At 35.2% G+C, this 17,194-nt stretch carries 11 protein-coding genes; 3 read left to right on the top strand and 8 right to left on the bottom strand.

Annotation, left to right across the window (positions count from 1 at the left end; all coding sequences use genetic code 11):
- Positions 1 to 34: 34 nt before the first annotated feature.
- Positions 35 to 1,315 (bottom strand): replication-associated recombination protein A, encoded by a 1,281-nt coding sequence (locus tag AC23MB_RS05605; RefSeq protein WP_487786729.1) that lies wholly within the window; start codon positions 1,313 to 1,315, stop codon positions 35 to 37.
- A 267-nt stretch (positions 1,316 to 1,582) separates the two neighbouring features.
- On the opposite strand from AC23MB_RS05605, the gene AC23MB_RS05600 reads away from it, so the two are divergent.
- On the top strand, positions 1,583 to 2,278 hold the full coding sequence (locus AC23MB_RS05600; protein WP_487786728.1) for a hypothetical protein: 696 nt from the start codon (positions 1,583 to 1,585) through the stop codon (positions 2,276 to 2,278).
- Between the two features lie 9 nt (positions 2,279 to 2,287).
- Here the strand turns inward: AC23MB_RS05600 and AC23MB_RS05595 are convergent, their stop codons facing one another.
- The 4 genes from AC23MB_RS05595 to rlmN are packed head-to-tail and all read right to left on the bottom strand — an operon-like array spanning position 2,288 to position 6,219.
- Positions 2,288 to 3,265, bottom strand: a complete 978-nt coding sequence (locus tag AC23MB_RS05595) for a polyprenyl synthetase family protein (RefSeq protein WP_487786727.1) — start codon at positions 3,263 to 3,265, stop codon at positions 2,288 to 2,290.
- 60 nt (positions 3,266 to 3,325) lie between these two features.
- A complete protein-coding gene (locus tag AC23MB_RS05590) occupies positions 3,326 to 4,201 on the bottom strand; it encodes a hypothetical protein (RefSeq protein WP_487786726.1) in 876 nt (291 codons plus the stop codon).
- 6 nt (positions 4,202 to 4,207) lie between these two features.
- Positions 4,208 to 5,161, bottom strand: coding sequence for a sterol desaturase family protein (locus tag AC23MB_RS05585; protein ID WP_487786725.1), 954 nt, complete (start codon positions 5,159 to 5,161; stop codon positions 4,208 to 4,210).
- A gap of 23 nt (positions 5,162 to 5,184) precedes the next feature.
- Positions 5,185 to 6,219, bottom strand: a complete 1,035-nt coding sequence (gene rlmN / locus AC23MB_RS05580; protein WP_313216256.1) for a dual-specificity RNA methyltransferase RlmN — start codon at positions 6,217 to 6,219, stop codon at positions 5,185 to 5,187.
- Positions 6,220 to 6,366: 147 nt separating this feature from the next.
- Here rlmN and AC23MB_RS05575 point away from each other — a divergent pair, with 147 nt between their 5' ends.
- Complete coding sequence (locus tag AC23MB_RS05575) at positions 6,367 to 8,700, top strand: GAF domain-containing protein (RefSeq protein WP_487786724.1); 2,334 nt, start codon at positions 6,367 to 6,369, stop codon at positions 8,698 to 8,700.
- 68 nt (positions 8,701 to 8,768) lie between these two features.
- On the opposite strand, the gene AC23MB_RS05570 is transcribed toward AC23MB_RS05575, so the two are convergent.
- The gene (locus AC23MB_RS05570) at positions 8,769 to 9,971 is read right to left on the bottom strand and encodes a Pycsar system effector family protein (protein ID WP_487786723.1); all 1,203 of its coding nucleotides are present in this window, start codon (positions 9,969 to 9,971) and stop codon (positions 8,769 to 8,771) included.
- A gap of 24 nt (positions 9,972 to 9,995) precedes the next feature.
- Between AC23MB_RS05570 and AC23MB_RS05565 the strand changes: the two genes are divergently transcribed.
- Positions 9,996 to 13,670 (top strand): metallophosphoesterase, encoded by a 3,675-nt coding sequence (locus AC23MB_RS05565; protein WP_487786722.1) that lies wholly within the window; start codon positions 9,996 to 9,998, stop codon positions 13,668 to 13,670.
- 58 nt (positions 13,671 to 13,728) lie between these two features.
- On the opposite strand, the gene AC23MB_RS05560 is transcribed toward AC23MB_RS05565, so the two are convergent.
- Both AC23MB_RS05560 and dacB read right to left on the bottom strand, forming a co-directional pair.
- Positions 13,729 to 15,654 (bottom strand): M1 family metallopeptidase, encoded by a 1,926-nt coding sequence (locus AC23MB_RS05560; RefSeq protein WP_374329225.1) that lies wholly within the window; start codon positions 15,652 to 15,654, stop codon positions 13,729 to 13,731.
- Between the two features lie 51 nt (positions 15,655 to 15,705).
- Complete coding sequence (gene dacB / locus AC23MB_RS05555; RefSeq protein WP_487786721.1) at positions 15,706 to 17,157, bottom strand: D-alanyl-D-alanine carboxypeptidase/D-alanyl-D-alanine endopeptidase; 1,452 nt, start codon at positions 17,155 to 17,157, stop codon at positions 15,706 to 15,708.
- Positions 17,158 to 17,194 lie beyond the last annotated feature (37 nt).

The following is a 17,194-nucleotide window of genomic DNA, read 5'->3' as shown; positions in this document are numbered from 1 at the left end:
GAAGCGTTTATTTATATTTAAAAAAATCTAAAAGCTAGGTGTAGCGACTTCCCCACTTTTTATTGAGCTGATCTTTAATTTTTTGCTCAGTTGAGTTTTGTCCAGGTTGATAAAGTTGTAATCCCGAAATAGCTTCTGGCAAAAACTCTTGATCAACAAAATTACCTTCATGAGAATGGGCGTACTGATAGTCTTTTCCGTAGTTCATATCCTTCATCAACTTTGTTGGTGCATTCCTAAGATGTAATGGCACTGCAAGATTTCCAGTTTTTTTCACTAAAGCCATTGCTTCGTTAATCGCCATATATGCCGAATTACTTTTTGGGGAAACCGCCAGATAAATTGCCGTTTCGCTAAGGATAATACGTGCTTCAGGATTTCCAATAACATTAATAGCTTGGAAACAATTATTCGCCACCACCAAAGCATTTGGATTCGCAAGACCAATATCTTCGGATGCTAAAATTACCAATCGTCGCGCTATGAATTTGATGTCTTCGCCGCCCACTAACATCCGCGCAAGCCAATATACTGCAGCATTTGGATCACTTCCTCGAATGGACTTTATGAAAGCAGAAATAATATCATAATGCTGTTCACCATTTTTATCATAAAGCGCCATGTTTTCTTGTAAAACCGACAAAACTTCATCATTGGTGATGTGTGTTATTTTCGAATTTTTAAACTGATTAAGCACCAACTCAATCGAGTTAATCAATTTGCGGGCATCACCACCAGAATATTGTATAAAAGCCGCCTTATCATCGAGAACAAAATCGGTTTTGTTGAGTTCATTATATTTTTGAAGACTTGTATCGGCGAGTTCTTCCAATTTTTCAAACGTTAAAGCTTTAAGAACATAAACCTGACTTCGCGACAAAAGTGCTGAAACCACCTCGAAACTAGGATTCTCGGTTGTGGCGCCTACCAATACGATCCAACCTTTTTCGACAGCGTGTAACAAAGAATCTTGTTGAGATTTATTAAACCTATGAATCTCATCAATGAATAAAATGGGAGATTTTCCAGAAAAAAGATTTTGTTTTTTAGCATCATCAATAACATCACGAACATCTTTAACACCAGAAGTAACCGCACTTAGTTTATAAAATTTCCGTTTTGATTGTTCAGAAATAATTTCTGCCAAGGTCGTTTTGCCTGTTCCTGGAGGTCCCCAGAAAATCAGAGAATTAATGGTATCATTCTCCAACATACGACGTATAGGACCTTTTGGACCAGTTAGATGTTCTTGCCCAACAACTTCTTCAAGCTTTTTGGGACGTAAAATTTCTGCTAAAGGTGAATTATTATTCATACTTTAAAATTACAAAATAGAAAACGAATTCAATTTCAAAAAAAACACACAATTTAATTCAGATATTAATTTAAAAGGAAAAATAAATTTATAAACGATTACAAACCAATGAATAAATTACAAAATATTAAATTATAATCAATATTTATTAAATATATCGTTAAAATAAATAATTAAAGCAAAATTACAACTAAAAGTATTATTAATTTTATAAAAATAAATCAAGCCAATGTAATAAAAACTTATAAACTAAAAAACAAAACCACCATGAAAACAAAATTACTAATTAGTCTTAGTGTAATTTTTACAATTACATTAAATGCACAAGTTGATATTAACACCACCAACCCTGAAGCAACTTTGCACATCAACGGAAACACAAAAATAAATACTGTCCCAGAAATTACTAGTCTCAGCAATACCAAAATTTTAACTTACAACCAAACAACTTCCGAAGTAACAAAAGCAGATATCTCTTTAATACAAGCCTACGTCAATACAACAATTACAAAGGCGACATCGTCTGGTGGCACAATTCTTAGCGGAAATCTTTTCACGGGATGGGATCGACTGAGTTTCACAAAAGATCCAAATTTCATCAGCAACTTTAATGAGACTACATCCACATACAAGGTGCCTGCAAATGGCGTTTATGCTATCAATTTTAAATTCAGATACGGAACTGGTGTACAGTTGTCAGTATTAAATTTTGGAGGAACGCCGAAAATTGGCATTCTAAAACATTTGGCAACTGGTGGTTATACAGAAATTAATAAAAAAGACTTTAGTGGTGCTACTTTGCCGCTAGTTTTAAGTTTACTAATAAGCGATACCGAAATAAATTCAATCCACAAATTGAACAAAGATGACATACTTTCTTTTGAGTATTATCGAGGTGGAATCTCACTAAATCTTCTTAGTGGGAGCATTTCTGAAATAAGTATTTATAAAATATCTGACTAAATTATACAATTACAATTTTCTGCTAATCACATAATCTAGCATCAATTCTAATGATTTTTTGGCTTCAGAATCAGGAAATTCAGAAAGAATGTCTAAAGCTTTTTGTTGATAATCTTTCATGACTTTGATGGCGTAATCCATCCCGCCAGAAGTTTTTACATAATCAACCAACTCGCGAACTTTTTTAGGATCGTTGTTGTAACGCTTTATCGTATTAAAATACTTTTTGTAATTTTCAGGTGTCGAAGTTTTAAGCGCATGTATTAAAGGTAAAGTCATCTTTTGCTCTTTAATATCGATGCCTACAGGTTTTCCGATGATATTACTACTGGTATAATCGAACAAATCATCTTTAATCTGAAACGCCATCCCAGTGTAAGTCCCGAAGTCTTTCATTTTCTTTGCAAGAACTTCGTCTGCGTCGTTGGACAAAACACCAACTTCGCAACAAGCCGCAATTAAAGTGGCTGTTTTTTGACGAATAATCTCGTAATAGACATCTTCGGTGATATCTAGTTTTCTAGCTTTTTCTAGTTGAAGCAACTCTCCTTCTGCCATTTCGCGGATCGTGCGAGAGATAACGGAAAGCAAATCAAAATCTTTATTATCTGTAGACAGTAGAACCGATTTTGACAATAGATAATCACCGACAAGAACAGCGATTTTGTTCTTCCAAAGTGCATTAATGGAGAAGAAATTTCTTCTTTTAAAACTCTCATCCACAACATCATCATGCACCAAAGTCGCCGTATGGATCAACTCGATCATCGAGGCGCCGCGATAGGTTTTCTCGTTAACGTCACCAACTAATTTTGCACAAAGAAAAACAAACATCGGACGCATCTGCTTCCCTTTTGTTGTCACGATAAAACGAGTCACTTTATCCAACAAAGACACGTTACTCTTCATCGATTCATAAAACTTTTGTTCAAAAAGTTTCATCTCGGTACTTATCGGTCGTTTGATTTCTTCTACAATATTAGCCAAAGCAAGAATTATTAGGTAATACGCAAAGATAAATTTTTCTTAGCGAGAAACGAAATTTCGTTATTTTAATTTTTCAATTGGGATAAAATACAATCGTGGCTTCACAGTTCCTAAAGGCGTCTTAAAAAGTTCGCTCGAAATAAAGATTCCATCGTGGTTAACAGCAATTCCTTCGATTTGCCCAACAGACAAAGCACTTCCCAAGTGGTACTTTTTCCCTTTTTTAGAAAAGAAAAATCCATCTTCTGATTCTTCAAAAACCATTAGAAAGACTTGCGTCATCTTCGTATAACCTACAACATACAGTTTTTTATCAAAATAAGAAGCGTCGGTCACAACAAATCCTGTATCATAAGATTCGAGCTTTTTTGCAGGTTGTTGTTCAAAAACATTAGGATCAATTTCGTAACGTGTCACTCTTCTACTCTTCCACTCTTTAGTAAAAACTTGGAGTTTATCCTTGTAAAAAATGATAGCTTCTGCATCGTAATCTGTGTTTAGATTTTTTGCAATAAAATCTTTTTGATCTGAATAATAATAAGAAATTACTTGTGTTGAATCAACTTTGAAGTTCTCCCCAGAAAAAGGTATTTTATATATTTTTAAATCTCTTCTTGTTCCGTCATTATTTCCGACATCTGCAACATATAGATTCGTGGAATCTTTTGTAACAGCTTCCCAATCGCGGTTGTTAAGTTGCGTCGGGAGATAATCTGTTATTTTTCCAGTTTTTGGATTTAGTAGAAATAAATCTCCAGCATTTCCGCTATCATTAAAACTTATAAGTTTATCTCCAATAAAATCCAAACCCGAACTTTCTCTCAACGAATCCGAAAGCTCTGCAACTTGATAATTTTTAATTTTAAATATCTCAGCTTGTTGCGCAAATCCAAGAGTCGTACAAAAAATAAAGATTAATAAAATTTTACATCTCATAGAGAACTACGCAATTTTTGATTCCTCTTTGTGCGCTTCTTTAGCTCTAGCTTGCGCCTTTTTTTTAGCCCAATATTCGCGTTGATAGTCGCTAACGGTTTTTCCTTTTCCGTCATGGCGCCAACCTGGAGAATTAAAAATATAATTGAAACGGTCTTTAATGGTCAAATTAGGTTGACGAAGATCTTTTGCAATTTTTCGCCATTCGTACAATAAAGTCGTCACAGGTCCATCATCAGGCATCTTGGGATAGATACCGAATTTTACAGGAACTTTTGGATCTTCAGGCTCGAATGTTCCAAAAATTTTATCCCAAAAGATAAACACCATTCCCATATTTTTGTCCAAATATTTGATGTTACAACCATGGTGTACCCGGTGATGCGATGGCGTTACCAAAATATATTCTAAGAATCCCATCTTCTTAACCGTCTGCGTGTGCACCCAGGTTCCGTAGACTTGGCCAACGGCGTAGCAAACCATAATTGACCAAGGATTTAATCCTAAGAACGCCAATGGCGAAAAGAATAAATAACGGTATAATGGCTGGAAAACTGGACTTCTAAATCCTGTTGTTAAATTGAAATATTCCGAGTTGTGGTGCGTGATATGCACCGCCCAAAATGCTCTTGATTTGTGATCGACCAAATGATGGAAATAATAAGCTAAATCGGTTGCCATAAAGCAAAACACCCAATAATACCAAGTCCCCATATCGAAATCAAAAATGCGGAAACTATAAAAGAAAAACATCACGCCCATCGCGAAAGCCTTCATTATCAAGTCAAGGCTAAAATTCATTAAAGCGAGATAGATATTTGTAAATAAATCTTTTCCACTATACAACTTGGCTTGTGCAACACTGCTGTATATCATTTCTGCCAAAATCACCGTAGCATGTAGCGGAATTGACCACATATAAACACTTTCTAAAGCATTTTCTCCAAATACAAAATCCATGGTAAAATAAATTTATATCTATATTATTCTGCTCTTTTATTTGCTAATTGTCCACACGCTGCATCAATATCGCCGCCACGACTTTTTCTGACCATAACTGTAACGCCAGCTTTCTCCAGCTCGCGGACATAACGTTCTTCTGCTTCGATACTTCTATGATCGAACTTACCTTCGCCAATTGGATTATACTGTATCAAATTAACTTTTGATGGTACTTGTCTCGCATATTTTATCAATGCTCGGATATCTTCATCTTTGTCATTAATGCCTTTCCAAACGCAATATTCGAACGTGATCACCGAGCCCGTTTTTTGATACCAATATTGCATAGCTTCCATAATATCTGTCAACGGAAACTTATCCGAAAACGGCATAATCTCATTTCTGGTTTTCTCAACTGCGGAATGTAATGACAACGCCAATTTGACGCGAAGTCCTTCGTCCGCTAACATTTTTATCATTTTAGGAATTCCAGATGTTGACACTGTAATTCGTCTTGCAGACATCCCCAAACCTTCTGGTTCTGTTATTTTTCGAATGGCTTCAACAACGTTTTTATAATTCATCATCGGCTCGCCCATTCCCATAAATACGATATTGGAAAGCGGACGATCGAAGTAGGTTTTACTTTGGCTATCAATTAATGCAACTTGATCTACAATCTCGGCAACTTCTAGATTTCGCATTCTTTTAAGTTTTGCAGTTGCACAAAATTCACAGTTAAGCGAACATCCAACTTGTGAAGAAACGCATGCTGTAGTACGAGTTTCGGTTGGTATTAAAACCGATTCCACCATCAATCCGTCATGAAGTTTAACACCATTTTTGATGGTTCCGTCCTTTGATTTTTGCAAAAGGTCAACAGCAATAGGATTGATAAAAAAATCACGCATCAAGTTTTCTCTCAAATTTTTTGAGAGGTTGGTCATATCTTCAAACGAATGTTGGTTTTTACTCCAAAGCCAATCATAGACTTGCTTGGCGCGAAAAGCCTTCTCACCAATACTTTCGAAATAGTCTTTTAACTGGTCAAGAGTTAACGTACGAATATCTTTCAAATTATATTAATTTTCTGGTGCAAAGATAAGGCTTTTCATATAGAGCACATCTACTTGTAGAATCGATTTCGAATATTAAAATCATATTAATACTAAAATATAGAGCCTTGATATTATGTATCTTTGCAAATACAAACTTGTGAGCTTATGACGTTTAATCAACCTTTTGATTCTCCTTTTCAGATTACTTTTACTTTTAAGACTTTAATTGATGAAATAAAATCCTTGGCTAAAGTTGATAAATTGTATGCGGAGCGACATGAGTATATACTTACCGAACTTGAAAAAAATCCAAATCTTGGGCTCGCCTTATCCGATAGATTGCTGAGTGAGAACGATTATTTTTATAAGCAACTGCTAAGTGAACTTTTCCCGCCATTATTGACAAACAATGAGATAAAAGCTGTAGGTATTCCGTTTGCTAATTTCATATATAACCCAACAAAGCGTTTTCAGAAAATCATTGAAAATGCTGGTGAAGAGTTTTACTTACAAATTAGTGGCTTTACTGCAGAACAATTTTATGTATTAAGTTGTTGTGTGATTTTGGAGTCATATTTTGAAACACCTGTAAAAATTGATTTTCCTTTTATATATGATATTCCAAATAAAGACGGTTATCTCAACCATTATCGAATCTTAACCAATGCGGACTTTAGCGAAATAAAAACAACCGAAACTTCAAAAATTTTAACACAAGAAGAAATTGAAGAACTGGTCGATAACTTCGATAACATTGATCTTTGGAAAGAAAAATTCCCGCCAAGCTCTTGGGAGCTCACAGGTTTTGGGATTGTGTCGATGTACGATGCCACTTCAGAAATCGCAGTTTCTAACCTCAAAAGTCAGTTGATACAAGCTAAAGATGATTATCGCAACATCAAATCTGACATTACGAATATTTTCCGATCAATATTCCGACTTTCTGATTTAGAAATTGGTTATACCGCTATTAATTATAAAGAAAATAAATTTGAGATAACGCCTATTAATACAGTTATCGAGAGTAAAATTCTATCAACAATTCCGAAACAATTTTTGTCAGACAAAGTGCACGAAGCTTTGTTACAAAATGCTAAAGACCAACGTAGATATTTTAGTATTTCGGATATTGACAAAGTAGAACTTCAAAAAACCGATGCTTTCATAGTTTCGACTTTTAAAAATTTAGGAATAAAAAGCGCCATTTTTGCACCACTTTATAAAGATGGAAAACTTCTTGGTATTATGGAGCTGACCTCTTCTAAAAAAGTGCTTAACAGCATTAATGCTAACAAAATGGACAGCGTTATTATCTATATAGAAGACACAATTAACCAACTCTACGAAAATCTCGAAAACCACGTTGTTGCGTTGATACAACAAGAATATACGGCGATACACCCAAGTGTCTACTGGAAATTCCACGATGAAGCGATGAAGCACATTAATATCGCTAACGAACATGGTGATAAATCGCCCTATAAAAGTATTACGTTTGATAATTTAATCCCTTTCTACGGACAATCGGATGTTAAAAATTCTAGTAACGAACGAAACCAAGCAATTGTAAAGGATATTAAAAACAATCTCGATATCCTCAACAACTTACTAGCAACTTTAACGTCTTCCGAAGATCTTCAACCAATTTTTGATAAACTCACTTCAAAAAAGAATGAATTAAAATTTGGTCTTAAAGCCAATACTGAAAGCGAAATCCAATCTTTTTTGCAGGAGGAAATCTACCCAACGCTTAACCGATTAAAGTTCGAAAATCTTAGCAATAACGAGGAAATCACGACTTATTTTAAACAATTAGAAAAAAATTCGCCAGTTATTTATCATCACAGAAAGCAGTTTGATGACAGTATTTCGATGATTAATAAAGAGCTCAGCAATCTACTAGACAAGCGCCAAGACGAGCAACAGAAGCGCTTCCCATTCTACTATGAACGTTTCAAAACGGATGGTGTCGAGCATAACTTCTACATGGGCGCAAGCATCGCACCTTGGCTAAGTTTTGACAATGTATATCTCAAAAATTTGAGACTTTGGCAGCTTCGCGTGATGACCGAAAGCGAAATTAAATTCCGAGAACTTACCAAAAAACTTCCTATGAAGTTAGATATCACATCTCTTATTTTGGTCTACAGTGCGCCAATTAGCATAAGATTCCGAATGGATGAAAAACGATTTGATGTCGACGGAAGTTACAATGCACGTTATGAAATGATTAAAAAACGCATCGATAAATCTTTAATTAAAAATACGACAGAACGCCTTGTACAAACAGGAAAACTGAGTGTTGTTTTCTCTCAAGAAACCGAAAAATACGATTATCTTAAATTTATCAAAATCCTTCAGAACGAAGGTCATCTAGAAGATAATATTGAGATTGTAGATATCGAAGATCTACAAGGTATCGCCGGTCTACAAGCGATAAGAGTTGGTATCAACTACGATCCAACGCCAATGCAATACGATTTTTATCCTGAAATTTAATTTTATTTGAAAACAAAACGACTTTATAAAAAAAGCTTGTAGTAAAATTCTACAAGCTTTTATTTTTTTTAAATAATTTCTCGGAAAGCCAAATAAAACGTAAGCACCGAAACCAAAATCCCAACTGTGAAAATAGTGTAAGTTGTTCGCAACAATTTGTATTTTCGATTCAGGACAATGCCGAGATAGTACAAATCTTTAACAAGACTATCATACAGATAAGTTCGGTCTTTCATCATTTCCTTCATCGCCCACATATATTCGTCAATAGGCATTTTGTGGAAATTTCCAAAAAACAGAAGATTCACTTTTCGTTCCTCGATTTCTTTTCTAGTGAAAGTTCCGCTTGATATTTTTGGACGCGTCGACATAATCGCCATAATAATAGTGGCTACGCTAAAAGCGATCATCATAAAAGTCGGAATCACCAAATGCGCATTTTTTGGCGAGTCAAGCTTCGGAATAATCGTCGATAACGCCACCGAAATAATAATCGCATTAACCGATAACAGAATGTTAGCTTTCGTATCTGCAATTTGACTTAGACGCGTATGGTTATTCATTGTCACACGGAACATCGTTTCTATACCACGTTCTGGTGAATCTAATTTTTCGAGTTTTTTCTTGTTAAGCAACGCCTTTTCTTCCTCAGTATTTTTCGATTTTTCCTTATCCTTAATAAGGTCAGCAATTAGCTCTAACGTTTTTTCTATATTTTCAGTTTTAGTCTCTTCCCAATTTTTTTTAGCGTAATCCGTGTAGAAGTGGTGATGTTGTGTCAAAAACTGCAAATTTGTATTTGCCCAATCCAACTTGCTTATTTTCTTTTGATAAACTTGCTTACATTCTTGGCGTAGAGTTTCTGTAATATTAAAAAAGTCTTCCGATCCAATGTGTGAGCAATCGGCATCTTTCATAATTTTTTCTAACAAATTTTGCGGTTGATATTCCATGGAAGTTGCATGGATCAATTGTTTAACCGCATCAATTTCTTCTTGCGAAATATTTTCTTGTTTTAAAAAAATTTCTGCTTCTTGCATACCAACATTCTCATGGACTGTACAAGTTTGACAATAACCAACATCATGAAACCACGCTGCCAACGTCAAAATCTCCATGTCTTTTTCGTTAACGTTCTCTTCTTTGGCCAACAATTCTGTAGCAGCAACCACTCTTTTGGTGTGCTCAAGATTATGAAAAGAATAAACTGGAGAAAGCTTATCTTTGAAAAGTTGAATAACGTATTGCTCCGCTTTGTGTACGATGTTCATTTATAAAATGTTTGATTCAAATTTATGAAAATATTTGCTGCAAAATATACCATGCTTTCTGCACTGGCAATTATAAGCATTTCTTGTGCTACAGAAAAAGCTCAATATGGAAAAAATATCAAAAACTTTAATACTTCACAACGTGTAAAAGACGAAGATATTGCCCACACTTTTTATCTCGTTGGCGACGCTGGTAATGCCGATCAAGATCATTCAAAGAAAATTCTGAATCAATTAAAATCAAAACTTGACTCCGCCGACCAAAACAGCACGCTATTATTTCTTGGTGATAACATCTATCCGCGCGGACTTCCTAGCAAAGATTCTAAAGACCGAAAATTAGCAGAAGAAAAACTCGACGACCAAATCGCGTTAGCAAATAAATTTAAAGGTCAAAGTATTTTTGTGCCCGGCAACCACGATTGGTATAGCAACGGCATTATGGGATTAAAAGAAGAACAAGATTACGTCATTGAAAAATTAAATGACAAAAAAGCTTTTTCTCCAAAAAATTCTTGCGCCATCGAAACTCGAAAAATCGGAAAAGATATCGCTTTAATAACCATCGACTCCGAATGGTTTTTGGCAGATTGGGACAAAAACCCAGGTATTAATGAAAAATGCGACATTAAAACAAGGGAAGATTTTTGCACAGAGTTTGAAGATCAAATTTCGAAAAATCAAAACAAAACAATTATCGTAGCTGTCCATCATCCATTAATTGACCACGGCTCGCACGGCGGTTATTACTCGATGGAGAAACAATTATTCCCTTTAGAGAACAAAATTCCGTTGCCAATCTTAGCAACTGGAATTAATCTAATAAGAGCAACTGGCGGTATCACGCACCAAGATTTATCAAATCCTAATTATCGAAAATTAGCAGCTCGAATCAAAACTTTAATTGCTGATAAAGAAAATGTGATCCTTGTTTCTGGACACGATCACAATCTACAATATATCGAACAAGGCAACATCCGCCAAATCATCAGCGGCGCGGGATCTAAATCCGAAGCTGCCGCAGCTATTTCTCCTAACGATTTTTCTTACGGACAAAATGGTTATGCTGTTTTGAAAATTTCAAAAAAAGGAGAAGCTTTCGTTGACTATTTTGGAAGAGAAAACGAACAAGAAAAATTGCTTTTTAGCCATTCAGTTTTAAAAGGTGACAATTATACCAAAACCGATTATCCAAAAGACTTTCCAGCGACAACAACTACAAGTATTTACAATCAAAAAGACACCAAAAAGTCTGGATTTTATAAAATGCTTTGGGGTAACAACTATCGCGAAATGTATGGCACGCCAGTTTCGGTTCCTACTTTGGATTTGGACACGCTTTATGGTGGCGCAAAAGCAACCAGAGCCGGTGGCGGACATCAGACCAACTCTTTGCGATTGGACACGCCAAAAGGCGAATATGTCATCCGAGCGCTTCATAAAAGTGGTGTAAGATTTTTGCAATCGGTGGCTTTTAAAGATCGTTATGTAGTTGACGATTTTGCAGACGGATTTGCAGATCAATTTTTATTGGATTTTTATACGTCTTCTAATCCGTACACGCCTTTAGCAATCGGCGCAATGGCAGAATCTATCGGGGTTAAACATACGGATCCGAGTTTGGTATATGTTCCGAAACAAAATGCACTTGGTAAGTACAATCAAAATTTTGGAAACGAATTATATTATCTAGAAGTTCGACCTGCCGAGACCGAAGAAAATCCTAACAAAGTCTTGAGTACAGAAGATGTTATTAAACTTTTGGCTAAGGATGAAAAATATAAAATGGACGAATCCGCCTACATTCGCGCACGTCTTTTCGACATGTTAATCGGCGATTGGGACAGACATTACGACCAATGGAAATGGGAACAAAAAAATGTTGGCGACAAGGTTTTAATTTCTCCGATTCCTAAAGATCGTGACCAAGCTTTTGTTAAGTACGATGGCTTGGCAACCCAAATGTTTTTAAACTTTCCGGGACTTCGTCACATGCAGAGTTTTGGACCAAAAATCAAAAATGTAAAATGGTTTAATATGGAGCCATACCCTTTAGATTTGGCATTTACGAACAATGCAACCGAAGAAGATTGGAAGCGCGAGGCAGATTTTATTAAAGCTAATTTAACAAGGAATGTTATCGAAGATGCTTTTAAAAATTTACCAAAAGAAGTACAAAATGCCGACATCGAATCTATAAAACAAAATCTTGAACTTCGTAAAAATGATCTTGCAAGCTACGCTTCCGATTATTATAAAGTCTTAAGAAAAACTGTTATTTTGACGGGAACTAATAAAAAAGATAGATTCGAAATTACACGTCTTCCAAATCATGAAACGCAAGTAAAAATATTTAGAAATAAAAAAGAGGGCGAAGCGTTGACCTTCGAAAAAGTTTATAATAAAAAAGAAACTTCCGAAATTTGGGTCTACACTTTGGGCGACGACGATGATTTTATTGTAAAAGGTGATCAAAACCATCCTATTAAACTGCGTCTTTTGGGCGGTCTTAACCATGACAACTACAATATCGAAAGAGATAATCGTGTCAAAATCTATGAGTACAAATCTAAAAATAATACGATTTCTAAAAATGCGTCAGCAAAATTAACTGACGATTATGACCTTAACGAATATAATTACAAACGCCTTAAATACAGTTTTTGGACAGCGACACCTAACCTTGGTTACAATCCTGACGACGAAATTGTGCTGGGTATGACGACGAGTTTTGTTAAAAATGGTTTTAAACGAAATCCTTTTGCGGCAAAACACAATCTAAAGACCAATTACTTCACAGGTTCTCAAGGTTACGAAATCGCTTACGAAGGGATTTTCCCAAGATTGGTTGGTAATTGGTATTATGGCTTAAATACAGGATTCACGAGTTCGCGATTTATCAGAAACTATTTTGGAATCGGGAATATAACAATTAATGAGGAAAAGATTTTTGACGAAGATTTTTATCGTGTTCGTGCAAAAGAATTCTATGTCAAACCTTCTATTAATTGGAGAAAAAATTCTAGTTGGTTTACAGCGAATTTAGCCTACGAAGCTATCAAAATCGAAAAAACAGCTGATCGTCGCATTAGTCTTCCAAATGTTGTGGACGAACAAGTTTTCAAGACGCAACATTTTTCAGGAATTGATTTAAAATTTGATTTTGAAAATTTAAACAAAGACGTAAATCCAAGTTTGGGAATGAAAGTCAAGGCCGCCTTTAGCTATCGTCAAAACCTTGAAAACTCTGATAACAAACTTCCAACTCTCGAGACAGGATTAGGTTTTATCCATTACATCACGAACAACGAAAAAATAATTGTCAGCACTTATGCAGAAGCAAAATGGCTGTTATCCAACGATTATCAATTCTTCCAAATGGCGACTTTGGGTGGCAATCGAAACTTGAGAGGATATAGATTCGATCGTTTTTACGGTAAATCTAGTTTTTATCAAACCACAGATTTGAGATTCGATTTAGGAACTATTAAAAATGCTTATTTACCAATAAATGTAGGTCTGTTCGCAGGTTTTGATTACGGACGCGTTTGGATCCCGAACGAAATCACCGACAAGTGGCACAACTCTTATGGTCTTGGACTTTGGCTAAACGCTTTGGACAAAATTGGAGTCCAAGCTAGCTATTTCCGATCTAGTGATGGCGGTAGAATTGCCCTTGGATTCGGGGTTGATTTTTAAAAATATAAAAGGAGAAACTTACTAAAGCTTCTCCTTTTTGTTTGGATTAATTTTAAAATTAATGTTTTAAGAATTTGATTTGATCATCGTTGGTTTTTAGAATGTATTCACCTTTTTCGAGGTTTAAAATATTAATCGTTTTATTTGAGTCTAAATTTCCTGATTTAATAAGACGCCCATCAATACTAAAGATTTGATAAGCTGTATCTTTTTTAAGATTTGAAATAATAATCTCGGTTGTTGCAGGATTTGGATAGACCATAACTTTTAAGCTTTTAAGATCATCTACCGCCAAAGAATTGTCCTTAACAACCGTTGAATTCTTAGTTAAAATATGTAAATCTTGATTAAAATAAACCGCCGTCACAGGAAATCCAACTTCATTTGTAAAATACTGATTATTTGATGTATTATTAAGCACCAAATCCATAGATTGTCCATTGGCACCAACAACTTTAACTGGCAAAGGCATCTCATAATAATTAACAGAGTTATGACTTTGCGTTTGGGAAATCTTAAATGTTACATTAGTTGTACCAGGCTTCCAACGCACTGTATAAGTTGGATAGCCTTCGCCATATACCCAATCATTAAAAAATTCTGTTAGATTTTCTCCAGTAAAAGTATTTGCAAAAGTAACGAAGTCCGCAGTTTTTGCATAAGTATTTGCAAATTGCGGTGCCGTTGTATAAGCTTTCAAGAGATTATAAAACTTTTGCTCTCCAAGTTTCCATTTTAACATTCTTAAGACAAAACCTCCTTTTGCGTAGGTTAATCTTCCATCAAAAATTCTGTTCGAACTTGGTTCTGGATCTTGGATATATACACTACCAGTAGGATACATCGATATATAATCAATTTGATTTTTTAGGTAATTCTGAAAGTTGCTAGAAGTCATCAATAACTTTTCATAGACAAGATGTTCTCCAAAATTTGCAAAACCTTCGTTAAGCCAAATGTCATTCCATGTGGCACAAGTTACTTTATCACCAAACCATTGATGCGCCAACTCATGTGCAATTAAGCCTTTCGAAAAAGAGCCCATACTACTCATCGTGGTATGTTCCATTCCACCTCCAGCATTGAATTGCATATGTCCATATTTTTCGCTTCGGAAAGGATAAGGTCCAAAATATTCTTCAAACTTTGCCATGCAGGTTTTAGTCCATTGGATATTACTCATCTCAGAAGGGTTGTTATTGGTAGATGGATAAATGTAATTCACAAACGGAAAAGCGTCCGATCCAGTCCCAAAAGTATCATTTAGTTTGACATAATTCGTAATACCTAAAGCTACCAAATAAGCAGGCGTTGGGATATTAGTTTTCCAATAAGTCAATTTTTTTCCTCCACTGAGAGAAGTTTCCGATTGCAAAACGCCATTTGCCGCGACATTATATTGAGACGGTGTTGTAATTTTAAGATCGATTTTTTCAATCTTGTCATTAAGACTTTGCTTAGTTGGCCACCATTCTTTTGCACCAAAAGGCTCTGATAATGTTGCTAAGATTGGGACTCCATTTTGCATCTGCGATGAAAAAGCATCATCGGAATCATCTGGCACACCGCTGTAAGAAATCGTTAAAGAGTCTAAAGTCGCAGCAGGAATATTTGTAGGAAAATTAATTTTCAATTCCTTGGTTGATAATTGCTGGTAAGTCAAATTCTGATTGTGATATTTAACTTCACTCACATTAAGATTATTTGACAAGTCAAAATAAATAGTTGATGACGGGCTTAACATTTTAAAATGTGATGTTACTTTTCCTTTAACAAATTGTTGCGCTGGATCAAGATCCAATTCCATGCGGATGTAACGAAGATCGTAATTAAGCGTATTTGGATTTTCGTTTTCGTTAAAAAGCATTGCTTTAGAAGCTTTTTTACGTTCACTCTCAATCAGATTATCTTGCTCGGTTCTGCTTTGAGCTAAACTCAAAACCGAAATCATAGATAAAATTAAAATGGTAAATTTTGTTTTCATATAAAAAAAATACTCGCAATGTTGCGAGTATTAAAATTATAAAATATTATGTTACAAATCTAAAGTAGGATCCAAAAGTTGCTCCATTCTATCTTTGACTTGGGCAACAGACCCCGTGTAATTATTGATTAACAGTGAGAAAACCAATGTTTTCCCACTTCTAGTTTTTATGTAACCTGCAAGAGTTTTAACACGACTTAAAGTTCCTGTTTTAGCAAAAATTTGTCCATTAGAGGTATTCAAAAACATCTTTTTTAGCGTCCCAGTTTGTCCAGCAATAGGCAGAGATTCAAAATAGTCTTTATAATAAGGCTCCTTCATCAATCCAGTTAAAAATTTAACCTGAGCAATTGGCGTCACGAGGTTGCTGCGAGAATAACCGCTACCATCAACATAGTTAAGACCATTGGTATCGAACGATTTTCCTTCAAGATGCTTACGGACGACTTGTTTTCCAGCTTCTGCGACTTGATCTCCAGAAACATAAAATCCTAAACATTTTAATAAAGCTTCCGACAAGGCATTATCACTATGTTGGTTGGTATAATGTACTATCTCCGAAAGCATTGGCGACCTGTAATTGCTAAGTATTTCTCTTGGTTCAGGCGTTGGATCGATAAATCTTGCTGTTACTTTTCCAGGAACTGCAATGCCAGATTTTAACATCGATGCTCTTAAAGAATTTGCTAGCGTCGTTGGTGGATCAGCTAATTTTGTTGTTAATCCTCCACCTTCAAATTTGTCGGCATATACCATTTTATTATTGTATGGCGACATATAGAAGTAACGTTTTTCGTTGTTAAAAGGATTATTTTGTTTAACAATTAACTTCTCATTTCTTGGATTAATATCTCTTGTTGTCCCAACAGGCAAATAATAATTATTGTGGTCTAACCAAACGATATTAGATGGCAAATCCGTTTTGTTTTCTTTAAAAACGCCAGTTTCTACGATAATCTCGCCATTTACTTTTTTTATTCCCTTATCGCGAATAGCATTCATAAATTGCGAAACCAGACCTGAAACCGATGTAGAACCAACGCGCAAAGCTCCAAAAGAAGGATCACCACTTCCAATAATGTAAAGGTTACCATCTAACACACCATTTTCATCGATGTTTCCTGAAAACTCCAACTGCGTATTCCATCTGAAGTTTCCTCCAAAATAAGAATAAGCCGTTTCTGTGGTTAACAATTTGGTCGTCGAAGCAGGAATTAATGGTGCTGTTTCGTTGTAAGATGTTATAACCTTGTTGCTTTTGGGATCGTAAACAACAAATCCCCAATTTGCAGTTCTTAGAACAGGATCCGAAAACATTCTGTTGATGTTAACTTCAATATTCTCTTTAGGAGACAACAAAGATTTTTCGGGAGAAATTTCTTTCGCCAAAAGACCTGGTTGCTCATAAAATTGAGGAATTGAAGATACTGCAGATGTCTGTGCAAAAATGCTAATGGAAAAACCTAAACTAAGTACGCTAATGTATTTCTTAAATTTATTCATTCTCAAACATTTAGATAAAAAAGTTGAAAATTTGACA

The sequence above is a fragment of the Soonwooa sp. T0.1_25 genome (genome assembly GCF_057652215.1).
This window is presented reverse-complemented; position numbering and strand designations above follow the sequence as displayed.

Excerpts from the sequence above, each read along its gene's own strand:
- AC23MB_RS05605 (WP_487786729.1), bottom strand. The coding sequence starts at position 1,315 with ATGAATAATAATTCACCTTTAGCAGAAATTTTACGTCCCAAAAAGCTT.
- AC23MB_RS05600 (WP_487786728.1), top strand. The coding sequence starts at position 1,583 with ATGAAAACAAAATTACTAATTAGTCTTAGTGTAATTTTTACAATTACA.
- AC23MB_RS05590 (WP_487786726.1), bottom strand. The coding sequence starts at position 4,201 with ATGAGATGTAAAATTTTATTAATCTTTATTTTTTGTACGACTCTTGGA.
- AC23MB_RS05585 (WP_487786725.1), bottom strand. The coding sequence starts at position 5,161 with ATGGATTTTGTATTTGGAGAAAATGCTTTAGAAAGTGTTTATATGTGG.
- AC23MB_RS05575 (WP_487786724.1), top strand. The coding sequence starts at position 6,367 with ATGACGTTTAATCAACCTTTTGATTCTCCTTTTCAGATTACTTTTACT.
- AC23MB_RS05570 (WP_487786723.1), bottom strand. The coding sequence starts at position 9,971 with ATGAACATCGTACACAAAGCGGAGCAATACGTTATTCAACTTTTCAAA.
- AC23MB_RS05565 (WP_487786722.1), top strand. The coding sequence starts at position 9,996 with ATGAAAATATTTGCTGCAAAATATACCATGCTTTCTGCACTGGCAATT.
- AC23MB_RS05560 (WP_374329225.1), bottom strand. The coding sequence starts at position 15,654 with ATGAAAACAAAATTTACCATTTTAATTTTATCTATGATTTCGGTTTTG.
- dacB (WP_487786721.1), bottom strand. The coding sequence starts at position 17,157 with ATGAATAAATTTAAGAAATACATTAGCGTACTTAGTTTAGGTTTTTCC.